This window comes from Novosphingobium sediminis, from assembly GCF_007991615.1.
In the GTDB taxonomy this organism is placed as follows: Bacteria; Pseudomonadota; Alphaproteobacteria; order Sphingomonadales; family Sphingomonadaceae; genus Novosphingobium; species Novosphingobium sediminis.
Window position 1 is genome coordinate 61,224 of sequence record NZ_BJYR01000023.1, and the last position, 24,819, is coordinate 86,042.

Annotated in this window: 22 protein-coding genes; 11 read left to right on the plus strand and 11 right to left on the minus strand. The window is 65.2% G+C overall.

Annotated elements, in window-relative coordinates; genetic code table 11:
• Positions 1-11: 11 nt before the first annotated feature.
• Positions 12-1,280 carry a NupC/NupG family nucleoside CNT transporter gene (locus tag NSE01_RS17195; RefSeq protein ID WP_147160878.1) on the plus strand — a complete coding sequence of 423 codons (1,269 nt, stop codon included), beginning with the start codon at positions 12-14 and terminating at the stop codon, positions 1,278-1,280.
• 5 nt (positions 1,281-1,285) lie between these two features.
• Positions 1,286-1,888, plus strand: a complete 603-nt coding sequence (locus tag NSE01_RS17200; RefSeq protein WP_147160879.1) for a CDP-alcohol phosphatidyltransferase family protein — start codon at positions 1,286-1,288, stop codon at positions 1,886-1,888.
• A 5-nt stretch (positions 1,889-1,893) separates the two neighbouring features.
• On the opposite strand, the gene NSE01_RS17205 is transcribed toward NSE01_RS17200, so the two are convergent.
• The 7 genes from NSE01_RS17205 to hpnI form a co-directional block, all read right to left on the minus strand.
• Positions 1,894-3,273: a hypothetical protein gene (locus tag NSE01_RS17205; RefSeq protein WP_147160880.1), complete on the minus strand. Its 1,380-nt coding sequence runs from the start codon at positions 3,271-3,273 to the stop codon at positions 1,894-1,896.
• Between the two features lie 14 nt (positions 3,274-3,287).
• Positions 3,288-4,823 (minus strand): S8 family peptidase, encoded by a 1,536-nt coding sequence (locus tag NSE01_RS17210; protein WP_147160881.1) that lies wholly within the window; start codon positions 4,821-4,823, stop codon positions 3,288-3,290.
• 360 nt (positions 4,824-5,183) lie between these two features.
• Positions 5,184-6,158, minus strand: coding sequence for a lysylphosphatidylglycerol synthase domain-containing protein (locus NSE01_RS17215; RefSeq protein WP_307725998.1), 975 nt, complete (start codon positions 6,156-6,158; stop codon positions 5,184-5,186).
• The gene (locus tag NSE01_RS17220; RefSeq protein ID WP_147160883.1) at positions 6,155-6,334 is read right to left on the minus strand and encodes a hypothetical protein; all 180 of its coding nucleotides are present in this window, start codon (positions 6,332-6,334) and stop codon (positions 6,155-6,157) included. The genes NSE01_RS17215 and NSE01_RS17220 overlap by 4 nt, the downstream gene beginning before the upstream one ends.
• A complete protein-coding gene (hpnK, locus tag NSE01_RS17225; RefSeq protein ID WP_147160884.1) occupies positions 6,331-7,182 on the minus strand; it encodes a hopanoid biosynthesis-associated protein HpnK in 852 nt (283 codons plus the stop codon). Before hpnK ends, NSE01_RS17220 begins: the two co-directional genes overlap by 4 nt.
• Before the next feature lie 9 nt (positions 7,183-7,191).
• Entirely contained in the window at positions 7,192-8,637 is a 1,446-nt protein-coding gene (hpnJ, locus tag NSE01_RS17230) for a hopanoid biosynthesis associated radical SAM protein HpnJ (protein WP_147160885.1), read from the minus strand.
• Positions 8,634-9,797, minus strand: a complete 1,164-nt coding sequence (gene hpnI, locus NSE01_RS17235) for a bacteriohopanetetrol glucosamine biosynthesis glycosyltransferase HpnI (protein WP_147160886.1) — start codon at positions 9,795-9,797, stop codon at positions 8,634-8,636. Before hpnI ends, hpnJ begins: the two co-directional genes overlap by 4 nt.
• Positions 9,798-9,939: 142 nt before the next feature.
• Here hpnI and hpnA point away from each other — a divergent pair, with 142 nt between their 5' ends.
• The 7 genes from hpnA to NSE01_RS17270 are packed head-to-tail and all read left to right on the plus strand — an operon-like array spanning position 9,940 to position 17,587.
• Positions 9,940-10,944 carry a hopanoid-associated sugar epimerase gene (gene hpnA / locus NSE01_RS17240; RefSeq protein ID WP_147160887.1) on the plus strand — a complete coding sequence of 335 codons (1,005 nt, stop codon included), beginning with the start codon at positions 9,940-9,942 and terminating at the stop codon, positions 10,942-10,944.
• Positions 10,941-12,071, plus strand: coding sequence for a glycosyltransferase (locus NSE01_RS17245; protein ID WP_147160888.1), 1,131 nt, complete (start codon positions 10,941-10,943; stop codon positions 12,069-12,071). The genes hpnA and NSE01_RS17245 overlap by 4 nt, the downstream gene beginning before the upstream one ends.
• Positions 12,071-12,892, plus strand: coding sequence for a squalene synthase HpnC (gene hpnC / locus NSE01_RS17250; RefSeq protein WP_147160889.1), 822 nt, complete (start codon positions 12,071-12,073; stop codon positions 12,890-12,892). Before NSE01_RS17245 ends, hpnC begins: the two co-directional genes overlap by 1 nt.
• A complete protein-coding gene (gene hpnD / locus NSE01_RS17255) occupies positions 12,889-13,719 on the plus strand; it encodes a presqualene diphosphate synthase HpnD (protein WP_147160890.1) in 831 nt (276 codons plus the stop codon). Before hpnC ends, hpnD begins: the two co-directional genes overlap by 4 nt.
• Before the next feature lie 2 nt (positions 13,720-13,721).
• Positions 13,722-14,969 carry a hydroxysqualene dehydroxylase HpnE gene (gene hpnE / locus NSE01_RS17260; RefSeq protein WP_147160891.1) on the plus strand — a complete coding sequence of 416 codons (1,248 nt, stop codon included), beginning with the start codon at positions 13,722-13,724 and terminating at the stop codon, positions 14,967-14,969.
• A gap of 9 nt (positions 14,970-14,978) precedes the next feature.
• Positions 14,979-16,922, plus strand: coding sequence for a squalene--hopene cyclase (gene shc / locus NSE01_RS17265; RefSeq protein ID WP_147160892.1), 1,944 nt, complete (start codon positions 14,979-14,981; stop codon positions 16,920-16,922).
• Positions 16,919-17,587 carry a phosphorylase family protein gene (locus tag NSE01_RS17270; protein WP_246135265.1) on the plus strand — a complete coding sequence of 223 codons (669 nt, stop codon included), beginning with the start codon at positions 16,919-16,921 and terminating at the stop codon, positions 17,585-17,587. Before shc ends, NSE01_RS17270 begins: the two co-directional genes overlap by 4 nt.
• On the opposite strand, the gene hpnH is transcribed toward NSE01_RS17270, so the two are convergent.
• Both hpnH and ispH read right to left on the minus strand, forming a co-directional pair.
• Positions 17,510-18,655 (minus strand): adenosyl-hopene transferase HpnH, encoded by a 1,146-nt coding sequence (hpnH, locus tag NSE01_RS17275; RefSeq protein ID WP_147160893.1) that lies wholly within the window; start codon positions 18,653-18,655, stop codon positions 17,510-17,512. The genes NSE01_RS17270 and hpnH overlap by 78 nt on opposite strands.
• Before the next feature lie 8 nt (positions 18,656-18,663).
• Complete coding sequence (gene ispH / locus NSE01_RS17280) at positions 18,664-19,653, minus strand: 4-hydroxy-3-methylbut-2-enyl diphosphate reductase (RefSeq protein WP_147160894.1); 990 nt, start codon at positions 19,651-19,653, stop codon at positions 18,664-18,666.
• A gap of 352 nt (positions 19,654-20,005) precedes the next feature.
• Between ispH and NSE01_RS17285 the strand changes: the two genes are divergently transcribed.
• Positions 20,006-20,614 (plus strand): ABC transporter substrate-binding protein, encoded by a 609-nt coding sequence (locus NSE01_RS17285; RefSeq protein WP_147160895.1) that lies wholly within the window; start codon positions 20,006-20,008, stop codon positions 20,612-20,614.
• Between the two features lie 2 nt (positions 20,615-20,616).
• On the plus strand, positions 20,617-21,627 hold the full coding sequence (locus tag NSE01_RS17290; protein WP_246135266.1) for an MlaA family lipoprotein: 1,011 nt from the start codon (positions 20,617-20,619) through the stop codon (positions 21,625-21,627).
• Positions 21,628-21,645: 18 nt separating this feature from the next.
• Here the strand turns inward: NSE01_RS17290 and NSE01_RS17295 are convergent, their stop codons facing one another.
• Both NSE01_RS17295 and NSE01_RS17300 read right to left on the minus strand, forming a co-directional pair.
• Positions 21,646-24,249, minus strand: coding sequence for an MMPL family transporter (locus tag NSE01_RS17295; protein ID WP_147160906.1), 2,604 nt, complete (start codon positions 24,247-24,249; stop codon positions 21,646-21,648).
• A gap of 14 nt (positions 24,250-24,263) precedes the next feature.
• A complete protein-coding gene (locus NSE01_RS17300; protein WP_147160896.1) occupies positions 24,264-24,734 on the minus strand; it encodes a DUF2141 domain-containing protein in 471 nt (156 codons plus the stop codon).
• Positions 24,735-24,819: the final 85 nt, after the last annotated feature.

Sequence of the window (24,819 nt, forward strand, 5' to 3'; positions counted from 1 at the left end):
CAGGGGGAACAGTGGCGATCTTGCAGCAAGGACAGGGGCTCATTGGCCTCGCGCTGATTCTGGCGCTGGCCTGGGGCCTGTCGGAAGATCGCAAGGCGATGCCCGGGCCGCGCTGGATTGCGGGCGCTCTGGGTATGCAGATCATCATGGCGCTCGCCTTCGTGCGAGTGCCGGTGATCTGGCGGGCCGTTGGTGTGATCAACCACGGGGTCGAGGCCATCGAGAAGGCGACGCTGGCGGGATCGAGCTACATGTTCGGCTATCTCGGCGGGGCAGAGCTGCCCTTCGTGCTGAAGCCAGGCGCCACTCCGCCAACCGTGATTGCGTTCCAGATATTGCCGCTGATCATCGTGTTCTCTGCGCTGACGGCACTGTTCTGGCACTGGGGCGTGCTGCGCTGGCTGGTCAACGGCCTGTCGTGGATCCTGCGGCGTACGCTGGGTGTGACCGGGGTGGTGGGCCTTAATGCCGGGGCCAACATCTTCCTCGGCGTGGTCGAAGCTCCGCTGATCGTGCGCAGCTATTGCGCCACGATGTCGCGCGCCGAACTGTTTGCGGTGATGGTGCTCTCGATGGCCAACATTTCGGGCGCGTTGCTGGTGCTCTACGCAACAACGTTGGCGCCGATCCTGCCCGATGCGGTGGGCCACATGATCGTGGCCTCGTTCCTCTCGCTCCCGGCCGCCATCCTGATCGCGCGCATGATGGTGCCCGGCACGGCCACCGAAAAGGACAGCAGCGCCGCAGAGCCCGAGGTCCGTTATGACGGCACGATGGACGCGATCCTGCGCGGAACGATGGAGGGCGTGCAACTCGTCCTCTCGGTGATCGGGATCATCATCGTCATCTTCGCGCTGGTCAATCTGGCCGACCAGATCCTTGCGAACCTGCCCGCCATCGCGGGCGCTCCGATCACGCTGAAGCGCACGTTCGGCTGGCTGTTCGCGCCGCTGATGTGGGCTATCGGCGTGCCATGGGGCGAGGCGCCAGCGGCCGGGGCGCTGATGGGCACCAAGACGATCCTCAACGAATATGTCGCCTACCTCGAATTCTCCAAGGTGCCGCTGGGGACTTTTAGCCTGCGCAGCGAACTGATCGTGACCTATGCGCTCTGCAGCGTGGCCAATCTGGCGAGCGTCGGCCTCTTGGTCACGACCGTCAGCACTTTGGCGCCAGAGCGGCGGCGCGAGGCTTCGCAGCTTGGCATGAAGAGCTGGATTGCTGGCAATCTCGCCTCCGCCATGTGCGGCGCGATGATCGGCCTTGTGACGCCGGTCTGATTCCCATGTTCGATGCGAAGCTGCGCCCACTGATCGACCCCGTGCTCAACCGGATCGGGCAGGGAATCGCCGCGCTGGGTATCGGCGCGAACGGCGTGACGCTGGCTGGCATGGCAATCGGCACGGCAGCGGCGATGGCCATTGCCACGGGGCATATCGGCCTCGGCCTTGTGGGCATCCTGCTGAACCGCCTGCTTGATGGCCTTGATGGCGCGGTGGCGCGGGCGACGCGGCTGACCGACTTCGGCGGCTATCTCGATATTGTCGCTGACTTCGTGTTCTACGTCGGCGTGCCGCTGGGCTTTGCCTTCGCAGCCCCGGCCAATGCGCTTCCCGCAGCGGTTCTGCTGGCCACATTCGCGCTCACGGGCACGAGTTTCCTCGCCTTCGCCACCATCGCCGCCAAGCGCGGGATCGAAACGAGTGCGCACGGCCGCAAAAGCTTCTTCTACAACACCGGGCTTGCCGAAGGGACCGAGACGATCGCCGCCTTCGTGCTGATGTGCCTATGGCCCGCACAGTTTGCGACGATCGCGTTCGTTTATGCTGGCCTTTGCGCGATCACTGTCATCCAGCGGACCCTCAACGTCTGGCGGGAATTCGGCTGACCGGATTACCCGATCGCTGCCCAGACCAGCGCAGCGACGTTCGGGTTCTTAACATCCCAATGCTCGCTGATGATCGCATCGGCGAGCACGTTGTTCACGAGCCCGCGCGACAGTACCGGCGCTGCAGCAGCTCCCGGATTGCCGCGCGGGGCGAGCAGCGGCTTGCCGTTCCGCAACACAGCAACATGCGCCACGTCCTCGCCGGGCTTGAGCGAAAGCGCGCCGTTGGCGCCGATGCCGCCGTAGGGATCGGTCGGCCCGCCGAGGTAGGCCTGCGCTGCCTCGATGAAATTCGCAGCAGTCGTGCCCGAGAGGGCCGAGGCCGCCGGATAGGCAAAGCCCACAGCCGTATCCCGCCGGGTATGGGTGACCAGAAATGGGCCTGACACCCGCTTTCCGGCGATCACCTTGCGGAACAAGCCGTCCGTCGCAGCGCCCCCAGGCTGGTTGCTCTTGATGCCCAGCGCATTGTGCGAAAACGCTCCCTGGAGCAGCGACATCGAGGCTGGTTTGAGCGATGCCAATTCGTTCGCCAGCGATGTCACCAGCCGGGCGCCGAAGCTGTGGCCGATGAGGTGAACCCGCACGCCGTTGCCCGCCGCTTGCTCTACAACCGGAGCGAGCGCCTTGCCGATGACCCCGGCGCGGGCCTTCATCTCGTAATAGGTCGCATAGTTCAGCGCGGTCGCGACGGCCGCGCGTCCTCCGGTAAAGACGCGTTGGACCTGGCGGATGATGTCCGTGAAACCGGCCGCTTCGCCAGCACCTGCGGCGGGTTCCAAAGTGTCGAATTGCGTCGGCGCGGTGGCAGCAGACTTGAGGTCGCTCAGAAATTCCGAGCCCCGCGCCGTGAGCAGGCGCTTGTGCTCGCCCTTCAGCTTGGGATCGGGCGTCAGGTTGCTGCGCAAGAGCTTGAAGAAGTCGTTGGCTGATTTCCCGCCATTGGCACCCTTCAATGCGGCCGCAGCGAAAGCATCGGTGTCGCAGTCAAGCAGTTCTGCGAACTCTTCCGCATAGGTCCGCAGGTCGTGCTCCGGCAGATCGTTGTCGCCAATGGCCAGCGCACCGCCAGTGGGTGCGGGTGCACCAGTCTGTGGCTGGGCGCGGATGCTCAGGTCCGGCTCGAAGCGATAGGCTGGCCAGAACACTCCGGCGACGGCCCAGGACCGGTTGTTTGCCGCAAAGGTAGCGCCCGCAGCCTGCTTCACGTTGCCGATCAGCGTGCTGTACAGGGTGAGGGCATCGTCGGTGTCGTTGCGCCAGCCATGGCTCATCACGATGAGATCCGTGGTGCCTGCAGGAAGAGACAGGGCGCTGCCGGCTTCGAGGACGCCTGCCTTGTCCGTCGAGAGGCGAATGAAAGGCAGATTGGCAAGTGCTTCCATGGCTCCGGCCTCCGTCAAACCGATTGGATCGCGCGCATCATGTCGATCAGCCCCGCGCCCTGAAATTCGCGCGTGCGGCCAAGGTCAGTACAGGTGTCCATGAACACCTTCTTGACCTCCTCCGGGCGGCCGATGAACTCGTTCTGGACCGAAAGAAAAGCAGCAACCGCGCCCGCCACGTGGGGCGCCGCCATGCTGGTGCCGCTTTCCTCCCGGTAGCAGATGCTCTCTGCCGTGATCCTTGTACCGGGTGCGGTGCGGACCTGCCGTTCCACGGCTGATCGCGGCGAACAGGAAAGGATGCGTTCGCCCGGCGCGAGAAGATCGGGCTTCATCCGCCCGTCTGCCGTCGGACCGCGCGAGGAAAAGTACGATACGCCGTAGAGATGCGGGGATTCGCCATGCGTTGAACCCACCGTGATCGCCGCCTCCGCGTTGCCGGGATCGTTGATCGACTGCGCCAGCCCGATGCGTTTGGCCCTGCCTGCCCCTTCCGGCTGCAGCATGATCGAGCCGTCGTTTCCTGCCGCCGCAACCACGACGACACCGCTGCGGACCAGCCGCGTGACGGCTACGCAAACCGGGCTCTGGCCAGCCGCATACCAGGCAGCCTCGAAGGGATAGCCAAGGCTGAGATTGAGACAATGAACTTTGGTTTTCCGGCCGGAATCATTGAGATCAAAGACATACTCCAGCGCCGCAATCAGGTTGCTGGCATAGCCGCTGCCATCGGCATCGAGCACTTTCAGGCTCAACAGCTTGGCTTCGGGCGCCACGCCGCGCAATTCGATCGGGCTCTTGTTGTGCTCCGCGATTGTCTGGGTTTCGCCTTCGTCGCCGAGGTGCTCGCTATCCTCGATATGCTCCTGCCGCAGGATCGTCACAGCTCCTTCCCCTTGCGCCATGTAACTGCCCGCGATGATGCCCGCGACATGGGTGCCGTGGCCGTATTCGTCCCTCAAAGCCGATCGCCCGTGGGATTTGCCATCCTTGGAAAAATCGCAGTGCCTCAGCCCATCCGGCAGATTTTCAAGGTTCTTGTATTGGACAAAGTGGGCGTGTCTGCCGTCGATGCCGCTGTCAGCCACCGCCACCACGATATCGCGGCCATGTGCGTTGAACGTAGCAAGGCAGGCATCGGCCTTGATCGTACGCAGCGGCTTACCCGCAAACGGTTTGAGCTTCTGGTCCGCCCATACCTTGTAGATGGGAAACGGATCGGGACGCCGCCCGCGCTTCAGTTGATCCAGTGTCCTGAGTTCGGCCAAGGTCAGCGAAAGGAAAAGGTTGAGCTTGCTGGGCGTCTGCCTCGCTTGGCGCAGGCGCTTGCTGTCGATGTTCGCAGCGGCAAGTACCGCGAGCGCGGCTGCCCTTGCCGCTTCGAGCCCGCCTTTGAACATGATGTTGAGCTCTGCGATGACCCTGACCCGGCCGTCTTGCGCATAGTCTTCAAAGTGCTCGAACAGCTCGGGCAAGACCAGCCAATGGGCCGACTGCCGCCGCAGCTTGTCGCGAAAATCACCCGACTCTGCGTTGCCTTCCTCGGCCATCGCAATCCTCTCCCAAGGTCAGAGAAATCTCCCGGCGATCTGGCCAGAAATTATCCGTCTCCACGCAGGTGGACGGAGAGCGCCGTGCCGATCATCATGTTTTTCGTTAAGTCAGGACGAGCCGAAAAGTAGATGACTATTCCGCTATCGGCACAAAACCATATTGTCTGATTTGATTCGACCCGCATGGAATGTCAGCGGGAAAGCCAGCCAAGTCAACCGGATTACGTTTGGTTACTGGGCCGGTATCCAACTTGCCTATAACCTCGCGTGTACAGAGAGTCGCAGTCCACGCAGTTAGCGGTTGTCGCGCTGTTCTTATTGAAAACTCGGTCTTGCTGCACAGGCCAGCCAAACCGACTACGGGCGCGCGAGAATGTCTCTCGATTCGCGGATCTGCCAGCCGAGCAGGGCGAGCACACCGATCACCAGATCGCGGGCGCGCTTGGCCAGCGAGAGCGCCAACGCTGCTTCGGGTGCGAGGCCGAACAGCGGCGCGACGAGGAGATAGGCCGCTTCCTGCACGCCGATTGCCCCCGGAATGACGAAGGCCATGCTGCGCAGGGCGAAGATGATCCCTTCCAGCGAGAGCACTTTCCACAGGGCGATGTCGCTCCCCATGAACTTCAGCACGAACCACGCGCTCATGCCGCTGGTGGTCCATGCGGCGAGATTGAACAGGAATGCGGTCAGCACACGGCCCCGCTGCGCGTAAATGCGCGAGAGCTCTGCCTCCACTTCGCTGAGCACGGTCGCTTCGGGCAGAAAGCGGGCGGCGATGCGCGCGGCCAGGGCCAGCACCACTTTCTGCATGCGCATGAACAGGAAGATGCAGCCGACCATCACGGCGGTGCCGCCGATGATAGCCGGGCGTAGCCCAGCCGCGCTGGCTCCCATCAGCAAGGGGGCCATCGCGAGCAGGCTGAACAGGGTATAGACGAGCTGGCTTGCCATCTCGGTCGTGAGGTCCACCACGAACGAAGCATAGACCCGCGGGGCCGGCACTGCGGCACGGATCAACGTGCGCACGCCGATGTAGATGCCGCCGAGTTCGGAAAAGGGCAGCAGGTTCGATACCGCATCGCGCACGAGGCGGGCCCACGCGAAAAGCAGAAGGGGGGGCTGCGGTTCGCCCGGTGCGGCGGCTTGCCACGCGCCGCCGAGCAGCCAAGAGGTGACGAGCGACCATGCGCAGATCGCCACGAACCCGCCCGGTCCCATGCGCTGTGCTGTCTGCGCGATTTCTGCAAGGCCCACGTCGCCGATCGTCCAGACCGCGATGGCAAGCCCCAGCAATGTGGCCGCAAGGATGCCGACCCGGCTCCAGATGCTCAGCTGCGTGCTCCTGCCTCAAACGTCCTCGGGGACCGCAGGACGAAGCGGATCTCACCCGGCACAAAGCGCGGGCGGATCAGGTACAGCCACACCGCGACCACCTTGACTTCGATCAGCGCTGGACGACGTAGCGATGCGGTCCTGCCGCAATCCTCCCAGGTGCTTGCGATGGTCATGGGCTGGTCCTGCCAAAGTCAGCAAAGTGTCCGGTGGCCACGCCATTGCGCGCGATCGCCGCTTTGGCAAGAGGATCGGTCAGCGCGGCCAATTCCTCGGCATAGAGATAGCCCGGAGCACTGCCCGGATAGGGCCCCTCTGCCGGATGGGCATAGATTTCGGTGAGGCCGGGCGGCAACTTGTCCAGCAGCGCCAGCAGCTTGGGCGCGGTCAGCGCACCCGACCATGCCAGCCCGAAGACCTGATCCGGCACGGTAACCCCGGCCTTTCGCAGGCGGCGGCGCAGGACTTTCGCCCACAGATGCTCGATCCCAGTACGGCGAGGGGTGCCATCGATGGCGGCGATCACCGCGGGCGGCTCGATCGGCGCACGCATGGCGGTCATCCCATGGCGCTTGCCCGCGCGCAGGATGGCCGAAGCGATCGTCGGATGCAGGTGGAAGTGCTTGTGCGCGTTGACGTGATCGAGCTTCAGGCCGGTCGCAGCAAAGGCTGCGAACTGCGCATCGACCTCCGCCGCCAACTGCCGCCGCGCGGAAGGGGATGCGAAGATGGTGAGCGCGGTACGGACCATATCGCTGCGGAACTGGCCGGTGTGATCGACCAGCGCCGGGATCTGTTCCGGCGGCAGCATCGGGCGGCCTTCAACCAGCACGAGATGCAGCCCGACGCCAAGACCCGGTAGCCGCCGCGCACGTTCCACTGCGTCGTCCGCCGCACCGCCCGCCACCATCAGGCTTGCCGCCGTCAGGATACCGTCGCGGTGCGCCTGCTCGACTGCCGCGTTGACTTCTGGCGAGGCGCCGAAGTCATCCGCAGTGACAACAAGCCGTCGGGCCTCGCCCATGGCAATGGATCAGGCCGCTTCCTTGCGGCGACGCAGGAAGTCGAAGAACTCCACACCTTCGCGCAGGCGGCGCTTCATCATATCCCAATCGCGGATCATCTCGCCGACGATCGCGCCGATCTTGCGCGGGCGGAAGTAGAAGCGCTTGTAGAACTCCTCCACCTTGTCGAAGATCACCTTCGACGAGAGGTGCGGATAGGAAAGCTGCGCGATCTGGTTGCCGTCGTCGGTCAGCAGGTGATCGCTGCCGTCGAACCAGCCGTTCTCGGTAGCCTGCTTGTAGAGGAACGTGCCCGGATAGGGCGCGGCGAGACTGACCTGGATGGTGTGCGGATTGAGCTCGATCGCATAACGGATCGTCTCCTCGATCGTCTCCAGCGTTTCACCCGGCAGGCCGAGGATGAAGGTGCCGTGGATCGTCAGGCCAAGGCTGTGCGCATCCTTGGTGAACTGGCGCGCGACCTTGGTCAGCAGGCCCTTCTTGATGTTGTGCAGGATTTGCTGGTTGCCGCTTTCATAGCCGACGAGCAGCACGCGGCAGCCGCCTTCCTTCATGGCTTTCAACACGTTGTAGGGCACATTTGCCTTTGCGTTGCAGCCCCAGGTGACGGGGAAGCCCGGCTTGCCGAAGCCGAGCTTGGCGAGTTCGCCCGAAAGCTCGACAACGAAATCGTGCGCATCGGCAAGGGTATCGTCGTCGAAGAAGATCTCCTTCACCTCGGGCATTTCCTTGAGGATGTACTGCACTTCCTCGATCACCTTGGGCACCGTGCGGTGGCGATAGCGGTGGCCCGAGATCGTCTGCGGCCAGAGGCAGAACGTGCAGCGGCTCTTGCAGCCGCGCCCGGTGTAGAACGAGATGTAGGGGTGGCGCTGGTAGCCGCCGTAATACTTGCTGAGATCGAGATCGCGCCGGTAGATCGGCGAGACCATCGGCAGCACGTCCATGTCTTCGATCTGCGCGCGGTCCTTGTTGCGCACGAAGCTGCCATCGGCATCGCGCCAGGTGATCCCGTCCACTTCGCGCAGCGGGCGGCCTTCCGCGATTTCGACGATGGTGAAGTCGTATTCCTCGCGCGCGACGAAATCGATGTGAGGCGAGGCAGCAAGGCTCTTGTCCGGCTCGACCGCCACCTTGGCGCCGACGAAACCGATCACGATCTTCGGGTTGCGCTCCTTGATCAGCGCCGCAGTGCGGATGTCCTGACCAAAGCTCGGGGTCGAGGTGTGGAGGATGACGAGATCGCGTTCGTCGAATTCGTGCGCGATGTCTTCCCAGCTCAGGTCATGCGCGGGAGCATCGATCAGTTTCGAGCCTTCGACCATCGCCGCCGGCTGGGCCAGCCAGGTGGGATACCAGAAGGATTTGACCTCGCGCTTCATCTGATAGCGCGCGCCCGCACCGCCGTCATACCCGTCAAACGACGGCGCCTGGAGGAAAAGGGTACGCATCATGAGCTGAAGTTCTCCGCGGGGCTGACTGTCTGCCCGTCATCTTCCATTCTAAGCCTTGTTCCGCGCCAATCAACAACGCGAACGAAATAGCTTGCGACAAACACCGACAAGCTGAGCGCATCGCGCAGCGGAAGCAGCCACCACGGCGCGGTTGAGGCCCCGGCATGGCGATCGACCACCCGCTTGGTCGAGAGCCGCACGGCAAAGGCGCCCGCGGCCAGATACAGGCAGGGCAGGGGGTGAAACAGGCTCCCCAGCATGGCCAGCGCGAGCGGAAAGCCGATCAGCGAACCGGCATAGCCGGCAGGCGCCAGCGCCCGGATCGTTGCCGCCCAGCGCAGTTCCTGCCGCCAGACCTGCGTAAGTGTCTGCTCGGCCGAAGCATGCGCCAGCAGCAGCGGCGGGATCGCGATGCCAAGCCCCTGCGCCCGCACTGCAGCGCCGATGGCATGATCGTCCGCCAGCACATCGGCAAAAGCCTCGAACCCGCCGATGGCCTGCAGCGTTGAACGGCGCAGCGCGATGGTCGAGCCCATGCACGGCTCCGCAAGGCCCATCACCTTGCCAAACACGAGGCCCACCACAAACTGATAGCTCGGCCCTGCCGATGCCAGCCGCGACCAGAAACCGCCGTCGCCGCGTCCGTGATAAAGGCAGGTGACCGCGCCGATCCCCGGTCGCTCAAGCGCAGCGAGTACTTGCGCGAGGTAGTTCGGCTCGACCGCGATGTCGCTGTCGCTCAGCACCACCACATCGTGCTCTGCGCGGGCCATCATGTTGATCAGATTGCCGACCTTGGCGTTCGCGCCGTGCCGCGCCGGATCCACGACGAGATCGATCCGCGCCTGCGGGTGCCGCGCCTGCAGCGCGCGGACGACATCCGCCGCGGGATCATCCGCACGTTGCACTCCGCAGACCATCTGCAGCGGCCCTTGGTGCGTCTGCCTGAGGAAGCTCGCGAGATTGGCCTCGAGCTGCGGTTCACTGCCATAGAGCGGCTTGAGCAGCGTGACCGCATCGAAGCGGGCTGCTGCCGGCTTTTCCTGCTGCAGGAACCGCGCCAGCACCCACGTGGCGAAGGCCCAATAGAGCGTCCCGACTGCCGCCAGCGCCAGCACAAGCCAGCCGATCAGGGAAGCAATTTGGGCGGCGGCGATCATGGTGCGCAGTCCTAGTCAAGTTCGGCTCCCAAGCAAAACATTTGACTAAAACCGGCGATCCGCGCGCCAATGCCCTTGCCACCGGGGCATCACCGGTCAATCAAGCGCCCGTGGTTTCAATGATGAAGGAATACCAGCGCTGATGGACGAATCGCGGGGTCTCGCGCTCGTAACCGGCGTGTCGGGTTTCGTCGGCTCGGCTGTCGCGCGGCAGCTGGCAGAGGCCGGCTACCGGGTGCGCGGTCTTGTCCGCGCGACAAGTCCGCGCGGCAATCTCGTCGATTTTCCCGGCGAACTTATGGAAGGCGATGCGCGCGATGAAGCGAGCGTTGTCCGCGCGATGGAAGGCGCCCAGTTCCTCTGCCACGTCGCCGCCGATTACCGGCTGTGGGCGCCCGATCCGGAGGAGATCGTGCGCAACAACCTTGCCAGCACCGGTGCGGTCATGCGCGCTGCCTTGCAGGCCGGGGTGGAACGCGTGGTCTACACCAGCAGCGTCGCCACGCTGAAGCCCTCCGATGCTGGCGCGGTTGACGAGCGAAACGCCGCCAGCCCGGATCAGGCCGTGGGCGCCTATAAGCGCAGCAAGGTCGTGGCGGAGCGGCTGGTCGAACAGATGGTCGCCGAGCAGGGGCTGCCAGCGGTCATCGTCCTCCCGTCGACCCCCATCGGCCCGCGCGATATCAAGCCGACGCCGACGGGGCGGATCATCGTCGAGGCTGCCAATGGCCGCATGCCCGCCTATGTCGATTCCGGCCTGAACCTCGTCCATGTCGACGATGTGGCGCATGGTCACCGCCTTGCTCTGGAACAGGGCCGGGTGGGCGAGCGCTATATCCTTGGCGGGCAGGATGTGATGCTGAAGGACATGCTCGTTTGCATCGCTGCCGAGATGGGCCGCCGCCCGCCGCGGGTGCGCCTGCCGGTCGCGCCGCTGATGCCGCTGGCGTGGCTCAACGAGGCATGGTCGCGCGCCACCGGCAAGACCGATCCCTTCCTCACGCTCGATTCGCTGCGCATGTCGCGCCACCGCATGTTCTTCCGGTCTGACAAGGCGGCCAGCGAACTCGGCTACCGCGCACGGCCATGGGGCGATGCGGTGCGCGATGCGATTGGCTGGTTCCGGCAAGCGGGCATGATCGGATGATCCTGCCTGCGCTCGGGGCGCTTTCGTTGATAATCTGGCTCGTGCTTCTTCTGGGGCGCGACATGTTCTGGTTGGCGCGCGAACGCGATACCCACGCGATGCCGCCCGAGCCGCAGGCGTGGCCGGAAGTCGTCGCGGTCGTTCCCGCGCGCGACGAAGCAGACGTCATCGCGCGCTCGGTCGGCAGCCTTCTTCGGCAGGACTATCCCGGCCCCTTCCGCGTCATCCTTGTCGACGATCAGAGCAGCGACGGTACTGCCGATATCGCCCGCGCACTGGGCTCAGACCGGCTCAAAGTGCTAACCGGTGCGCCGCTTGCGCGCGGGTGGACGGGCAAGCTCTGGGCCGTCTCTCAAGGCGTCGCGCGCGCTGGCGAAACGCCGCGCTACCTCTGGCTGACCGATGCCGATATCGAACATGCGCCAGATACGTTGCGGATGCTCGTCACACGCGGCGAAGCAGGCGGGCTCTCGCTCGTCTCGCTGATGGCGCTGCTCCACTGCGAGACGCCGCCGGAGCGCATGCTTGTCCCAGCCTTCGTGTTCTTCTTCCAGATGCTCTATCCCTTCGGCGCGGTGAACCGTCCGTCAGGCCTCGGCGCGGCGGCGGGTGGGTGCATGCTGGTGCGGCGCACATCGCTCGAGGCTGCTGGCGGGATTGCCGCGATCCGGGGCGCGCTGATCGATGATTGCACGCTCGGTGCGCTGCTCAAGCGGCAGGGGCCGGTCTGGCTCGGCCTGACGCGCCGTTCGCGCAGTATCCGGCCCTATCGCGGTTTTGCGCCGGTTGCGGCGATGATTTCGCGTTCGGCCTATGCGCAGCTGCGCTATTCGCCGGTTCTGCTTGCCGGAACCGTGTTCGGGATGGTCCTCGTCTACCTCGCGCCGCCCGTGCTCGCCTTGTTCGGGGATGGGCTCGCCCGCTGGCTCGGGCTTGCGGCGTGGGCGATCATGTCCTTGACGTTCCAACCCATGCTCCGCTTCTACCGACGCTCCCCGCTGTGGGGTGTGGCGCTTCCCGGGATTGCGGCTTTTTACCTAGGCTGCACCATGCTATCGGCATGGCAACACTTGCGCGGGCGGGGCGGCATGTGGAAGGGGCGAGCCCAGGCAGCGGCAGGATTGTAATGGATTCCAATACTCTAGCCTCGGGCAAAGGCGATAGCGACGAGAACTTCCCGGTCGCCAGCTTGCTGGTCAAGGCCGAGCATCGCGGCCTCGTGAAGGCGTTCTACCGGTTCGCCCGTGCGTCCGACGATATTGCCGATCATCCCACCGCACCGCTTGAGCAGAAGCTTGCCCTGCTGGCTGCGATGCGTGCCGGGCTGGATGGAGATGGCGCGCCCGAAGCCATGGCGCTGCGCGCGGCGATGGCGGAGCGCGGTATCGATCCGGTCCATGCGCACGATCTGCTCGAGGCCTTCACCCGCGACGTGACGGTGAAGCGCTACCAGACCTGGGATGATCTCATCGACTACTGCCGCGTCTCCGCGATGCCCGTCGGCCGCTACGTGCTCGATGTCCACGGCGAAAGCCGCGAGACCTGGCATGGCAACGATGCCCTTTGCGCGGCATTGCAGATCATCAACCACCTGCAGGATTGCGCCAAGGACTTCCGGCAGCTTGGCCGGGTCTACATTCCTCTCGAGACAGGGATCGATGTGGATGAGCTTGGTCAGGACAAGGCGAGTGCGCAGCTGCGCGCGATCATTGCCGATCTAGCGCGTCGCACGCGCGGTCTGCTGGCTGTATCCGCCCCGTTCTCGCGGATGATCCGTGATCGCCGCCTCTCGGCAGAAGTGGCGATAATCCAGCGGCTTGCGGAAAGCCTCTGCGACCGTCTCGAACGCCGTGATCCGCTCAGCGAGCGCGTTCACCATACCAAGGTCGAAGCGCTGTGGCTCGCCACTGGCGCGGCACTGCCCGCCCTGCTGAGGCGCGCGGCATGACCACGGCCAGCACAGCACCCACGCAGGCCACCCGCAGTTCGTTCTACGCCGGTATGCGCGTCCTTCCCAAGGACGAGCGCTATGCGATGTACGCGGTCTACGATTTCTGCCGCTTCGTTGATGATATCGCTGACGACCAGCATGGCGACCGCGCCGCCCGCAAGATCGAGCTCGACGCATGGCGCGCGGATATCGACGCGCTCTACGAGGGGCGCGATCCGGGCCGGGCGGCCTTCCTCAAGGAGGCCGTCCACCGTTTCGCGCTGGACCGGGCCGATTTCATCGCGGTGATCGACGGCATGGCCATCGACGTTGCGCAGGATGTGCGTTGGCCCACGGAAGCCGAGCTCGATACCTATTGCGACCACGTCGCCTCAGCCGTTGGCCGACTTTCGGTGAAGATCTTCGGCATGGACGATGAACCGGGCCTTGCGCTCGCGTATCACTTGGGCCGCGCGCTTCAGTACACCAACATCCTGCGCGATATCGACGAGGATGCTGCCATTGGCCGCGTCTATATGCCGCTCGAAGCGCTGCGCCACGCTGGTATCGAGCCCACCACGCCCGAGGCCATTGTCACCGATCCGCGCATGGATGCCGCCGCCCGGCGCGTCGCGGCCAGAGCGCAGCAGCACTACAAGGAAGCGGCGGCCATCCTTGCGGCCAAGCCCAAGGGGCACCTGATTGCCCCGCGGCTGATGGAAATCGCTTACTCCCGCATGCTCCGCACCATGGAGCGGATCGGTTGGGCGCCGCCGCGCGAGCGTGTCAGCACGAACAAGTTGGGCCTGCTGCTCACGGTCTTTTGGCTGCTGGCGACCCGTTGACCATGGGCAAGGCGATTGTCGTCGGTGCTGGCCTCGCCGGACTATCGGCGGCGGTGCGATTGATCGAGGCGGGCTTCAAGGTCGAAATCGCCGAAGCGGCGGCGCAGGCGGGCGGGCGGTGCCGGTCGTACCACGATGCACAGCTCGGCCTCATCATCGATAACGGCAATCACCTCGTTCTCGAAGGCAATCGGGCGGTTGCCCGTTTTCGGCGGACGGTTGGGGCCAATACTCCGCTCGCCGGGCCGGACCATGCCGATTTCGCCTTCGCTGATCTTGCCACCGGCGCCCGCTGGACCATTGGCATCAACGATGGGCCGCTGCCGTGGTGGGTGCTTTCCACCGCCCGCCGTGTGCCCGGCAGCCACCTTGGCGATTACCTCCCGCTGGCAAAGCTGCTCGCCATGGCCCCGGGCCAGACGGTCGGTCAGCGCATTCGCGCGGCGGGTCCGGTGTGGGACAAGCTGCTCGAACCCGTGCTCCTTGCCGTGCTCAACACGCCGCCTGCCGAAGGCTCCGCCGCGCTGACGGCCGCCGTGCTGCGCGAAACCCTGCTGCGCGGAGGCAAGGCGACACTTCCGCGCATCGCCGAGCCGACGCTGGCGGCGGCCTTCATCGAGCCGGCACTTGCCTGGCTGGCAGAGCACGGATCGCCCGTTGCGCTGGGCAAGCGGCTACGCGGGGTCGAGACGGACGGCAATCGCGTGACAGCGCTGGACTGGGGCGATACGCGGCAGGACGTGACCGACGAGGCCGTCATCCTCGCCGTTCCGCCATGGATCGCGAAGGGTCTGCTGCCCGAAATCAGCACGCCTGATGCGTTCAACTCCATCGTCAACGCACACTTCGCCTTTCCGCCGCCCGCCGAAGCGCCGCCGATGCTCGCATTGCTTGGCGCGAAGGCGCAGTGGCTGTTCGCCTTTCCGGACCGCATTTCGGTGACCGTCTCTGCCGCTGACGACATTGTCGGGCTCGACCGCGAAGAGCTCGCGCGCACCTTCTGGGATGAGATCCAGCGCGCCTACGGCTTCACCGCCAGCCTCCCGGCATGGCAGATCGTCAAGGAAAAGCGCGCCACTTTCGCCGCCACGCCGGAGCAGGATGCCAAGCGTCCGCCCGCCCAGACACGCTGGCCCAATCTTCTGCTGGCTGGCGATTGGACGCAGACCGGGCTGCCGGCAACGATCGAGGGCGCGCTGCGCTCCGGTGAGAAAGCTGCGGGCTTGGCGATTGCCGCCCAGCGAGGCTAGAAGGCGCCCATGCTTGATACGCTTGAAGCTCCGTCCCGCCTCGATCTGGCAACTGTCGACGCCGCGGTCGATCGCGCTGCGAGCGCCCTGACCAAGGCGCAGCGCCCCGATGGCCACTGGGTGTTCGAACTCGAGGCCGATTGCACGATCCCCGCGGAATATGTGCTGCTGCGCCATTACCTTGGCGAGCCGGACGATCTCGAACTCGAAGCCAAGATCGGGCGCTACCTGCGCCGTATCCAGTCGGCAAAGCACGGTGGCTGGAGCTTGTTCCACGACGGCGGCTTCGATGTGAGCGCAAGCGTGAAGGCTTACTTCGCGCTCAAGATGATCGGCGATCCCGTCGATGCGCCGCACATGGTCCGCGCGCGTGAGGCGATCCTGAACGCTGGCGGGGCAGAGGCGGTCAACGTGTTTACCCGCATTCAGCTCGCGCTGTTTGCCGCCGGGCCGTGGTCCGAAGTGCCGACCATGCCGCCCGAGCTGATCCTGCTCCCGCGCTGGTTCCCGATCCACCTCTCGCGCATGTCATACTGGGCGCGCACCGTGGTCGTTCCGCTGCTGGTGCTCTGCGCGCTGCAGCCCTGCGCGCGCAATCGGCGCGGCATCAAGGTCGATGAGCTCTACAGTGGCAGGAAGCCTGCGCGCCTGTCGCAGGCCGAAGATCCCAAGTGGCTGTGGACCACCGGCTTCAATGCGCTCGACCACGTGCTCAAGGCGGGTGACAGTCTGTGGCCGAAGGGCCTGCGCAAGAAGGCGATCGATACTTGCGTTAGCTGGGTCGTTGAACGGCTCAATGGCGAAGATGGCCTCGGCGCGATCTATCCGGCGATGGCCAACAGCGTGATGATGTTCGATCTGCTGGGCTATCCCGAAGATCACCCGCACCGCGCCATCGCGCGCAAGTCGGTCGAAAACCTCCTCGTGATCCATGAGGACGAGGCCTACTGCCAGCCCTGCGTCTCCCCGGTCTGGGATACCGCGCTCGCGTCCCACGCGATGATGGAAGCCGGTGGCGAGGCCAATGTCGCGCGTGCGCACGCCGGGCTCGATTGGCTGAAGCCGCTTCAGGTGCTCGATGTCGAAGGCGACTGGATCGACCAGCGCCCCGGCGTGCGCCCCGGCGGCTGGGCCTTCCAGTACAACAACGCGCATTACCCCGATCTCGATGATACGGCGGTCGTCGTTATGGCGATGGACCGCGCAAAAGTCGCTGACCGCATGCCGATCGAGCGCGGCCTCGAATGGACCGTTGGCCTGCAATCGAAGAACGGCGGCTGGGGCGCCTTCGATGCCGACAACACGGCGGATTACCTCAACAACCTGCCGTTTGCCGATCACGGCGCGCTGCTCGATCCGCCGACCGCAGACGTCTCCGCGCGTTGTGTTTCGATGCTGGCGCAGCTTGGCGAGCCGCTCGATAGCCCGCGCATGGCCGCCGCCATCGACTACCTCCGCCGCGAACAGGAGCCTGAAGGCAGCTGGTTCGGCCGCTGGGGCGTGAATTACATCTACGGCACGTGGTCGGTGCTTTGCGCGCTGAATGCTGCGGGCTTGCCGCCTGAAGACCCGGCGGTGGCCAAGGCCGTTGCATGGCTCAAGCAGGTCCAGAACCCAGACGGCGGCTGGGGCGAGGATTGCGACAGCTATGCGCTGGATCGCAAGGGCCACACGCCCGCGCCCTCGACCGCATCGCAGACGGCATGGGCGGTGCTCGGCCTGATGGCGGCGGGTGAGGCGGATGCGCCGGAAGTCGAGCGCGGCGTGGCGTGGCTCGCCGCGAACCAGGATGCCGACGGGCTGTGGGGGCAGGAGCACTACACCGGCGGCGGGTTCCCGCGCGTGTTCTACCTGCGCTACCACGGTTATCCCAAGTACTTCCCGCTTTGGGCCATGGCGCGCTACCGCAACCTCAAGCGTTCGAACGACCGCCGCGTTTCGGTCGGGATGTGAGGCCGCGCACCATTGCCGTCTGCGGCCTCCACAGCGAGGCCAAGGCGATCCGGCGCGGCTGTCCGGGCATTGCCGTGCTGGCGGGCGGCGGCGATGGCGCGCGGCTTGAACGGGAGCTTGAGGCGCTGCTGCAAGCCGGTCCGGCGCTGGTCCTGTCGACCGGCCTAGGCGGCGGACTTGATCCCGAACTGGCGGTCGGAGCGCTCGTTCTCGATGGTGATGCGGCGCTGGTAAAAGCACTTGGCTCGGCGCTCCCCGCTGCGATCCGAGCGCGCATTATCGGTCAGGATGCCATTGCCACCGGGATTTCCGGCAAGGCCGCGCTGCGTCAGGCCACCGGCGCGGCGGTCGTTGATATGGAAAGCCACATCGCTGCCCGCGTGGCGCGGCATCATGGCGTCCCGTTCGCCGCGATCCGGGTTATTTCGGACGCTGCTGACGAGGAATTGCCCCCTGCCGCGCTCGTCGGCATGAGGCCGGATGGCGGGATTGCGCTAGGCGCGGTACTGGCCTCGCTGGCACGCAGACCTGCCCAGCTGCCGGCGCTGATCCGCACCGGCCGCCATGCAGGCCTCGCGCACCGGGTCTTACGCGACGTTTACGACGCGCTTGGACGCAGTGGGATTTTCCTTCGCGATTTTGGCGAGTTCGCGCTCGAGGTGTGACGAGTAGACGTCCTCGGCGGGCCGCGCCTTCGACAGGTCAACGTCAGGCGCCATCGGGCCTTCGGTCTTCACACCCTTGCGGCCGATCTGGAACATCTTGAGCGGATTGCGGATCGCATCGGTCGCGGCAGTGCCTTCGAAGCCGCAGTGCGTCATGCAGTTCGAGCACTTCTCGTACTTGCCGACGCCGAACTGCTCCCAGTCGGTGCCTTCCATCAGCTCCTTGAAGCTCGAGACATAGCCTTCGCCGATGAGGTAGCAGGGCTTCTGCCAGCCGAACACGGTGCGCAGCGGCATCGACCACGGGGTGCATTCGTAGGTCTGGTTGCCGGCAAGGAAATCGAGGAACAGCGGCGAATTGGTGAAGGTCCACGCCTTGCCGCCCTTGCCGCGCTTGAACACATCGCGGAAGAACTGCTTGGTACGCTCGCGATTGAGGAAGTGCTGCTGGTCCGCCGCGCGCTCATAGGCATAGCCCGGCGAGATGGTGATCTCGACGCCGCGCTTTTCCATCTCGTCGAAGAACTTCGCCAGCCGCTCGGGATCGGCGCCATCGAACACGGTGCAATTGACTTGCACGCGGAAGCCCTTGGACTTGGCGAGCTCGATGGCCTCGATCGCCACTTCGTAGGTGCCGTCCTGATCGACCGCGTGGTCGTGCATCTGCTTGTCGCCATCGAGGTGGATCGACCAAGTGAAGAAGGGCGAGGGCTTGTAGTCGTCGATCTTCTTCTTCATCAGCAGCGCGTTGGTGCACAGGATCACCAGCTTCTTGCGCTCGATGTAGCCCTTGACGATGCGCGGCATGTCGCGGTGGAGCAGGGGCTCGCCGCCCGCAATCGAAACGGCAGGCGCGCCGCATTCCTCGATCGCTTCCATGCACTGCTCATAGCTGAGCCGCTGGTTGAGGATCGCATCCGGGTAATCGATCTTGCCGCAACCGGGGCAGGCCAGATTGCACCGCAGCAGCGGCTCGAGCATCAGGACGAGCGGATACTTCCCACCCTTGATGTGCTGGGTGAGGGTGTAGGCGCCGATCCGGGCGAGCTGGGAAAGCGGGAGTGTCATCGGGTATCCTATCGGGCCGCCATGCGGGCGGCAGGGGCATTGGAAGCGGCATTGGCGGCCACTGGTGGCCGGCGAAAGATCGGCGGAAGGCTGAATTCGACGTTCTCGCTCACCCCCTCCAATTGCGTGATGGAGAGTTCGCGCAAGCGCCGCAGCCGGGCGATCACGCTATCGACGAGGGCATCCGGAGCTGAAGCACCAGCGGTGACGCCGACTGTTTCGACGCCTTCCAGCCATGCCGGATCGATATCGTCACCGCCATCGACGAGATAACTGCGAATGCCCATCTCGGTGCCGATCTCGCTCAACCGGTTCGAATTGGAACTGTTGCGCGAACCGACGACGATCAGCATGTCACTGACTTCGGCGAGTTTGCGCACCGCGGTCTGCCGGTTCTGCGTGGCATAGCAGATTTCGTCGACATCGGGGCCGATGACATCGCTGAAGCGCGCGTGCAACGCGGCGATGATCCCGCGCGTGTCGTCAACGCTCAGCGTGGTCTGGGTGACGTAGGCAATCGGCGTGGCCGGATCGAGCTGGAGTGTGGCGATATCCTCGGCCGAGGAGACAAGCAGGACCGGCGCATCGATCTGGCCGATGGTGCCGATCACTTCGGCGTGGCCGGCGTGGCCGATCAGCACGATGCGGCGCCCCGCCTTGGCATAGCGGCGACCCTGGATATGAACCTTGGTGACCAGCGGGCAAGTCGCGTCGATGACCGGAAGCTGGCGGCGCTCGGCCTCGTCCTCGACCGACCGGGCGACGCCGTGCGCGCTGAGCACGGTGGTGGCGCCGGAGGGGACATCGGTCAGTTCGTCGACAAAGACCGCCCCCTTGGCGCGCAGCTGATCGACGACGAAACGATTGTGGACGATTTCGTGACGCACATAGACGGGAGCGCCGAAGCGATCGATGGCACGTTCAACAATATCGATGGCGCGCGTGACCCCGGCGCAAAAGCCGCGGGGATTGGCAAGAATGACGTGAAGGTGAGGCATTGAACCCGAACGCGACATCTCCTGCAATGCTCAAAACTCCCTGCAGCGCACGCCCTCTGCGTTGCTCTATAATGACTTGTTTCTGCAACGGGAAGGGCAGTTGAAGAAACTGGAGCGTGGACTCCAGATGCGCGGGCCGCAGCCCGTTCATTCCCAGTTCGGTTGAGCCCCGCTAGCCGTTACGCTGCGATATCAGATCCTATCCGGGATAGACGGTTTCGGTGCGGATGGACTATCGGCCTCAGGATGAAAGGTGCAAACCTGCGGCATGTTGCAAAGCGCCGGACGGGCAGACTGTGGCGGTTTGCGGTGTCGTGATGTCCGGACCGGCTCTTACCAGACAAGGCTTGATATGCGTTCCTTCCTTCTAGCGATTGCCTCGATCACTTCCCTTGCGGTGACCATGCAGCCGGCGGTGAGCACGGCGCAGGCCGCCGATCCCGCCGCTTCGACGGTGCAGGATCTCAATGCCGGCCTGCTGCGGACGATGCGCGCGGGCGGTACCGCGCCATCGCGGGCCAAAGTGATCGCGCCTGTGCTTGATCGGACGTTCGATCTTGCGCTGATGACGCGGTTGGCCGTCGGCCCGGAATGGGTCAAGCAGTCCCCTGCGGACCAGCAGGCCCTTGTCGATGCCTTCAAGCGCATGACCATCGCGGAATATGCGCGTAACTTTGACAGCTTCTCCGGCGAAACCTTCGATGTCTCGCCCAAAGTGGAAAGCCGCGGCGGCGACAAGGTGGTCCGGACCGTGTTGAAGGTGCCCAAGGGCGCGCCGGTCTCGATCGCCTATCGCTTGCGGCAAAGCGGCGGAGGCTGGAGGATCATCGACGTGTTTTACATGAATGCAGTCAGCCAGATCGCAACCCGCCGGTCAGATTTCGGCACCGTTCTCCAGAAAGGCGGCGCGCGGGCGCTGGTCACTCGGATGAATGCCATCGCGGCGAAGGGCGGAAGCTGATCTTGCCTTCTTCGCTGATCATTCCGGTCGTGCTGGCCACTTCGCCGGCACCTCCTCCAGCGGCGGATATCACCTTGGGCCTGGGGCTGGCACCCGCGTTCGCTGCCGAGGCAATGGCGCCAGCTCTGGCTGCCCCTGCCGAGCAGGTGGAAACTCCGGTCGAGGCCGCTCCCGCCGATCCGCCGAAGGCAGAGGCGCCGGTGCCCGAGCCGGTGGCAACGGCGCGGCATGGCCATGCCCGCGGCGATTCCCTCGAAGGCTTCAACCGCGCGATGTTCGGCGTCTGGGAGACGCTCGACAAGGCAGCCTACCGGCCTGCAGCGCTCGCCTACAAGCACGTGACGCCCAAGCCGCTGCGGACCGGCATTCGCCACGTGCTGAGCAACATCGGCGAACCGCTCGTGTTCCTCAACTTCATCCTGCAGGGAAAGCCCGGCCGCGCCTCGAAAACTCTGGCGCGCTTCGTTATCAACTCGACCATCGGCATCGGCGGGGTGATCGACGTCGCGAAGGACAAGTCGATCAATCTGCCGCACCGCGATAACAGCTTCGGCTCGACGCTTGCGCTCTATGGCGTGGGGCCGGGCCCCTATATCTTCCTGCCCTTCCTCGGCCCCAGCACCCTGCGCGATCTGTTCGGGTCTGCGGCTCAGGGGCTTGTCCTGCCGATGGCAGTGGGGAAGCCCTTCAACAAGATCGAATATCAGGTCGCCACCGGTGTGGTGGGCGGGCTCGACCAACGCGCCGAAGCCGATGACCAGTTGAAGGCGCTGCTGTCCGGCGCGGTCGATCCTTATGCAACGCTGCGCTCGGCGTGGTTCCAGAACCGGGTCGCCCAGATCGATGCGCTTCGCAGCCATCAGGCGGAAGCGACCGGGGCCGATCAGCCTGAACTCGACGATCCATTGGCTGACCCGCAGCAACCAGGTGATGCAAAGCCCGCTGCGCCGTCCCTGGCACCCGAACTGAGCGATCCCCTGACCGATCCCGCCGCCGCGCCTGACACGCCCTAGACGCGCTCCCGATGCGCCCTAGGCGCCTTTGGTCTTGCCCTCCGGCGATGGGCCAAGCAGCGCCGGTTCGAAGATCAGCGCGCAGATCAGTGTCCAGATCAGCGAGATCATCAGGATCTTGCCCATGCTCGCCGTGCCCGGGTGGGTCGAGAGCCAGAGGCTGCCGAACGCCGTCCCCGTGGCGAGAGCGCTGAACATCACCGCCCGCGCCAGGCTCGATTGCAGCAGGTTCCGCGCTCCCACGCTCCACGCCATCACGAAGTAGATGTGGAACGCGACGCCGACGCCGAACAGCAGCGGGAAGGCGATGATGTTGGCGAAGTTGATCGGCTGGCCGATCACGAGGCAGCTGCCCAGCGTGAGGAAGATCGAGAGGATCACCGGCGCCAGCGTGAAGGCGACCTCACGCACGCTGCGCAGAACCAGAAACAGCAGCGCGCTCACCAGTACGAAAGCGATGATCCCGGCCTCGACGAAAGCGAATGCAACCGTCGAAGCCGCCGCCTGCGTCGCCACCGGCAGCCCGGAAATGGCCGGCGTCACCTTGGCCACCGCATCGCGGAAGCGGCGCAGCACATCGTTGTCGCGCGCGTCGCCGCGCGGGAAGACCTGCAGCCGCGACAAGCCATCCGGGCTCTCCCAGTCACGGATCATGTCGGGCGGCAGGCTTTCGCGCGTGATCGGCTCTGCCTGCAGCGCCAGGCGCATCTGGCCGAGCATGACGCCAAGCGGCTCTGCCAGCATGTGATCCACGGCGGCGCGCTTCTCCGGCGTAGCCTTGGCCAGCCGGTCCAGCGAACCCGCCAGTCGCCGCGCGGCAGCCGCATTGGGGCCCGGGTGAGCCGCGAGCACTGGCGCCAGCTTGGCCTGCGTCTCCGCGATCGCGGCGGTCATTTCCGCATCGGACGGCGCGGGCATGATATCGAAGGGGGTCAGCGTCAGATCGAGCAGCAGCGAGGCATCCTGGATCAGCGCCAGCTTGGCATCCTGATCTGACGGAATGAAGGTGCCGAGCGAAACCACGTGTGAGACTTCGGGCAGGCGTTCGAGTTTTGCAGCCAGCGCCTGCGCCTCGGCGGGATTGCGCGCCAGCACATCGATGGTGTTGGGGGTGCGGTCCGGATCCTGCGTCAGGTCGCTCAGCGTGCGCATGGCGGGCGCTTCGGGATCGCGCAGGTGCAGCGGGTTGAAGTCGAACCGTACCCACGGAAGCGCCGCGATGCTCAGCCCCATGGCCACCGCGAACGACCACAGCACCCAGCGCCGCTTGCTCTCGAGCAACCGGTCGATGGGGGCCAGTTGCGGGAAGCCCACATCGTGCCGCGGATCGGCAGGCCGCAGCAGCACGATCAGCGCGGGCAGCAGTGTCAGATTGGCGATCAATGCGATAATCATGCCGAGCCCGGCGATCACACCAAGTTCGGTGATCCCGATGTAGGCTGTCGGCAGAAAGGCCCCGAACCCTACAAAGATCGCTCCCGCCGCCAGCGAAAGCGGCGCGCCAAGGGCGCTTGCCGCCTTTCTCAGCGCTTCGGTCGGATCCTTGCTGTCTGCCTGTTCGGCATTGAAGCGAACGCATATCTGGATCCCGAAATCGACCCCGAGGCCGACGAACAGCGGGATGAAAGCCACCGAGATGAGATTGAACCGGCCCACCGCCAGCAGGCCGACCGCAGCGGTGACGATGAGGCCGGCGACGATCGCGCCCATGATGGCGGCGACCAGCTTGACCGAGCGGGTCGCCAGCCACAGCGTGAGCAGCATGGCGCCGACCATGACCATCGCCACCGCGCCGATATTCTCTTGCAGGGTTGCGAATTCCTCGTCGGCGAGCGGTACTTCACCGGTCAGGCGCACGCGCACACCGTGCGCTTCGTCAAGCTTGAGCGCCTGCGCTGCGCGCTGGACTGCGCCGGCTGCGTTTTCGCCCGCCATCAGCGCGGCGTGATCGAGCACGGGCTGGGCGAGGATCAGGCGCCGCTTGGGCAGCGTGAGCCCGCCGCTGCCGGTGTCGAACAGTTCCTGCCACGAAAACGCCGGGTTCTGCCCACTGAGCGAGCCGTCGATAGCCTTGGAAAGCGCGCTCACCGGTTTGTCGATCCGGGCGAGCGTCACTTCGCCGCGGTTCACGCCGTCGATCATCGTCGAGAGCGAGCTTGTCACACCGCGCAGCGAAGGATCGGCGGCAAGCGGGCCGAGCAGCGGCTGCGCGTCGATCATCGCCTTGGTCGTGCTGCGGACATCGGCGGTCGAGCCGAACAGCAGTCCCTCGCGCGCCAGGAAATCGCCGCCGTCCGGGCGCGTAATCCGGCGGAACGAAGCCTTGTCCTCGGAAAGCGCGGTGGAGAGGCGGGTGGCCGCATCCTCGGCGAGTTCGGGTGTCTTGCCGTCGATCACCACCAGCATCACATCGCGCAGCTGCGGGAAGGCGGCTTCCATCCGCCGTTCCTCCACCCGCCAGGCAACATCGGGGGAAATCAGCTGCGAGGTGTCCGTCGTGATCTCGATGCGCTGCGCTGCAATCCCCAGTGCGGCGAGGGTGACCACGAGCGCGATGACGAGCGTCAGCCACGGCCGCCTGAGGCTGACCGTGACCAGCGAGGCTGGCACCGTTTGGAGCAGGGACTTCGAACGGGTCACTTTGCGGCAGGCGGTCCGCTGGGGCCGAGGAAGTAGCGCAGCTTGAACGTGATCGTCGCCTGCGGGACATGGTAGCCGAACACGGCGTTCTTCCAGCTCGGCGGGCCGAACGAGATGCGCGCATCGTTGGAGAAGCCGACGCCTTCCTTGGGAATGCCGAACAGCGCGCGGTCCACCTTGGTGTTGCTGTTTTCATCATGGAAGGCCTGTGCCGCGTAGAGTCCGGGCGGCACATCGCGGACGATCACCTGCGTCGTGCCGAGCCGGGCGGGCGCGTCACCGGACCACGGGCAATCGTCCTTCAGGAACTTTTCTTGCGGGCAGATATCGACATGGATGTTGCCCTTGGCGACGCGAACATTGCCGACGTTGATCGTCAAGGTCCGGCCGGGTGCCTGCGCGAGCACGGCGGCGGACGCCGTGCATCCTATCGCAAGCGCGAGGGCAGGGAGCAGGCGGCGTGCCATCAAGCCCGCGCTTCCTGTACGCCTGCGCTGTTGTGGCGGAGGGCCTTGAGAACGGTATCGACGATCTGCGGGGCGTTGAGGCCGG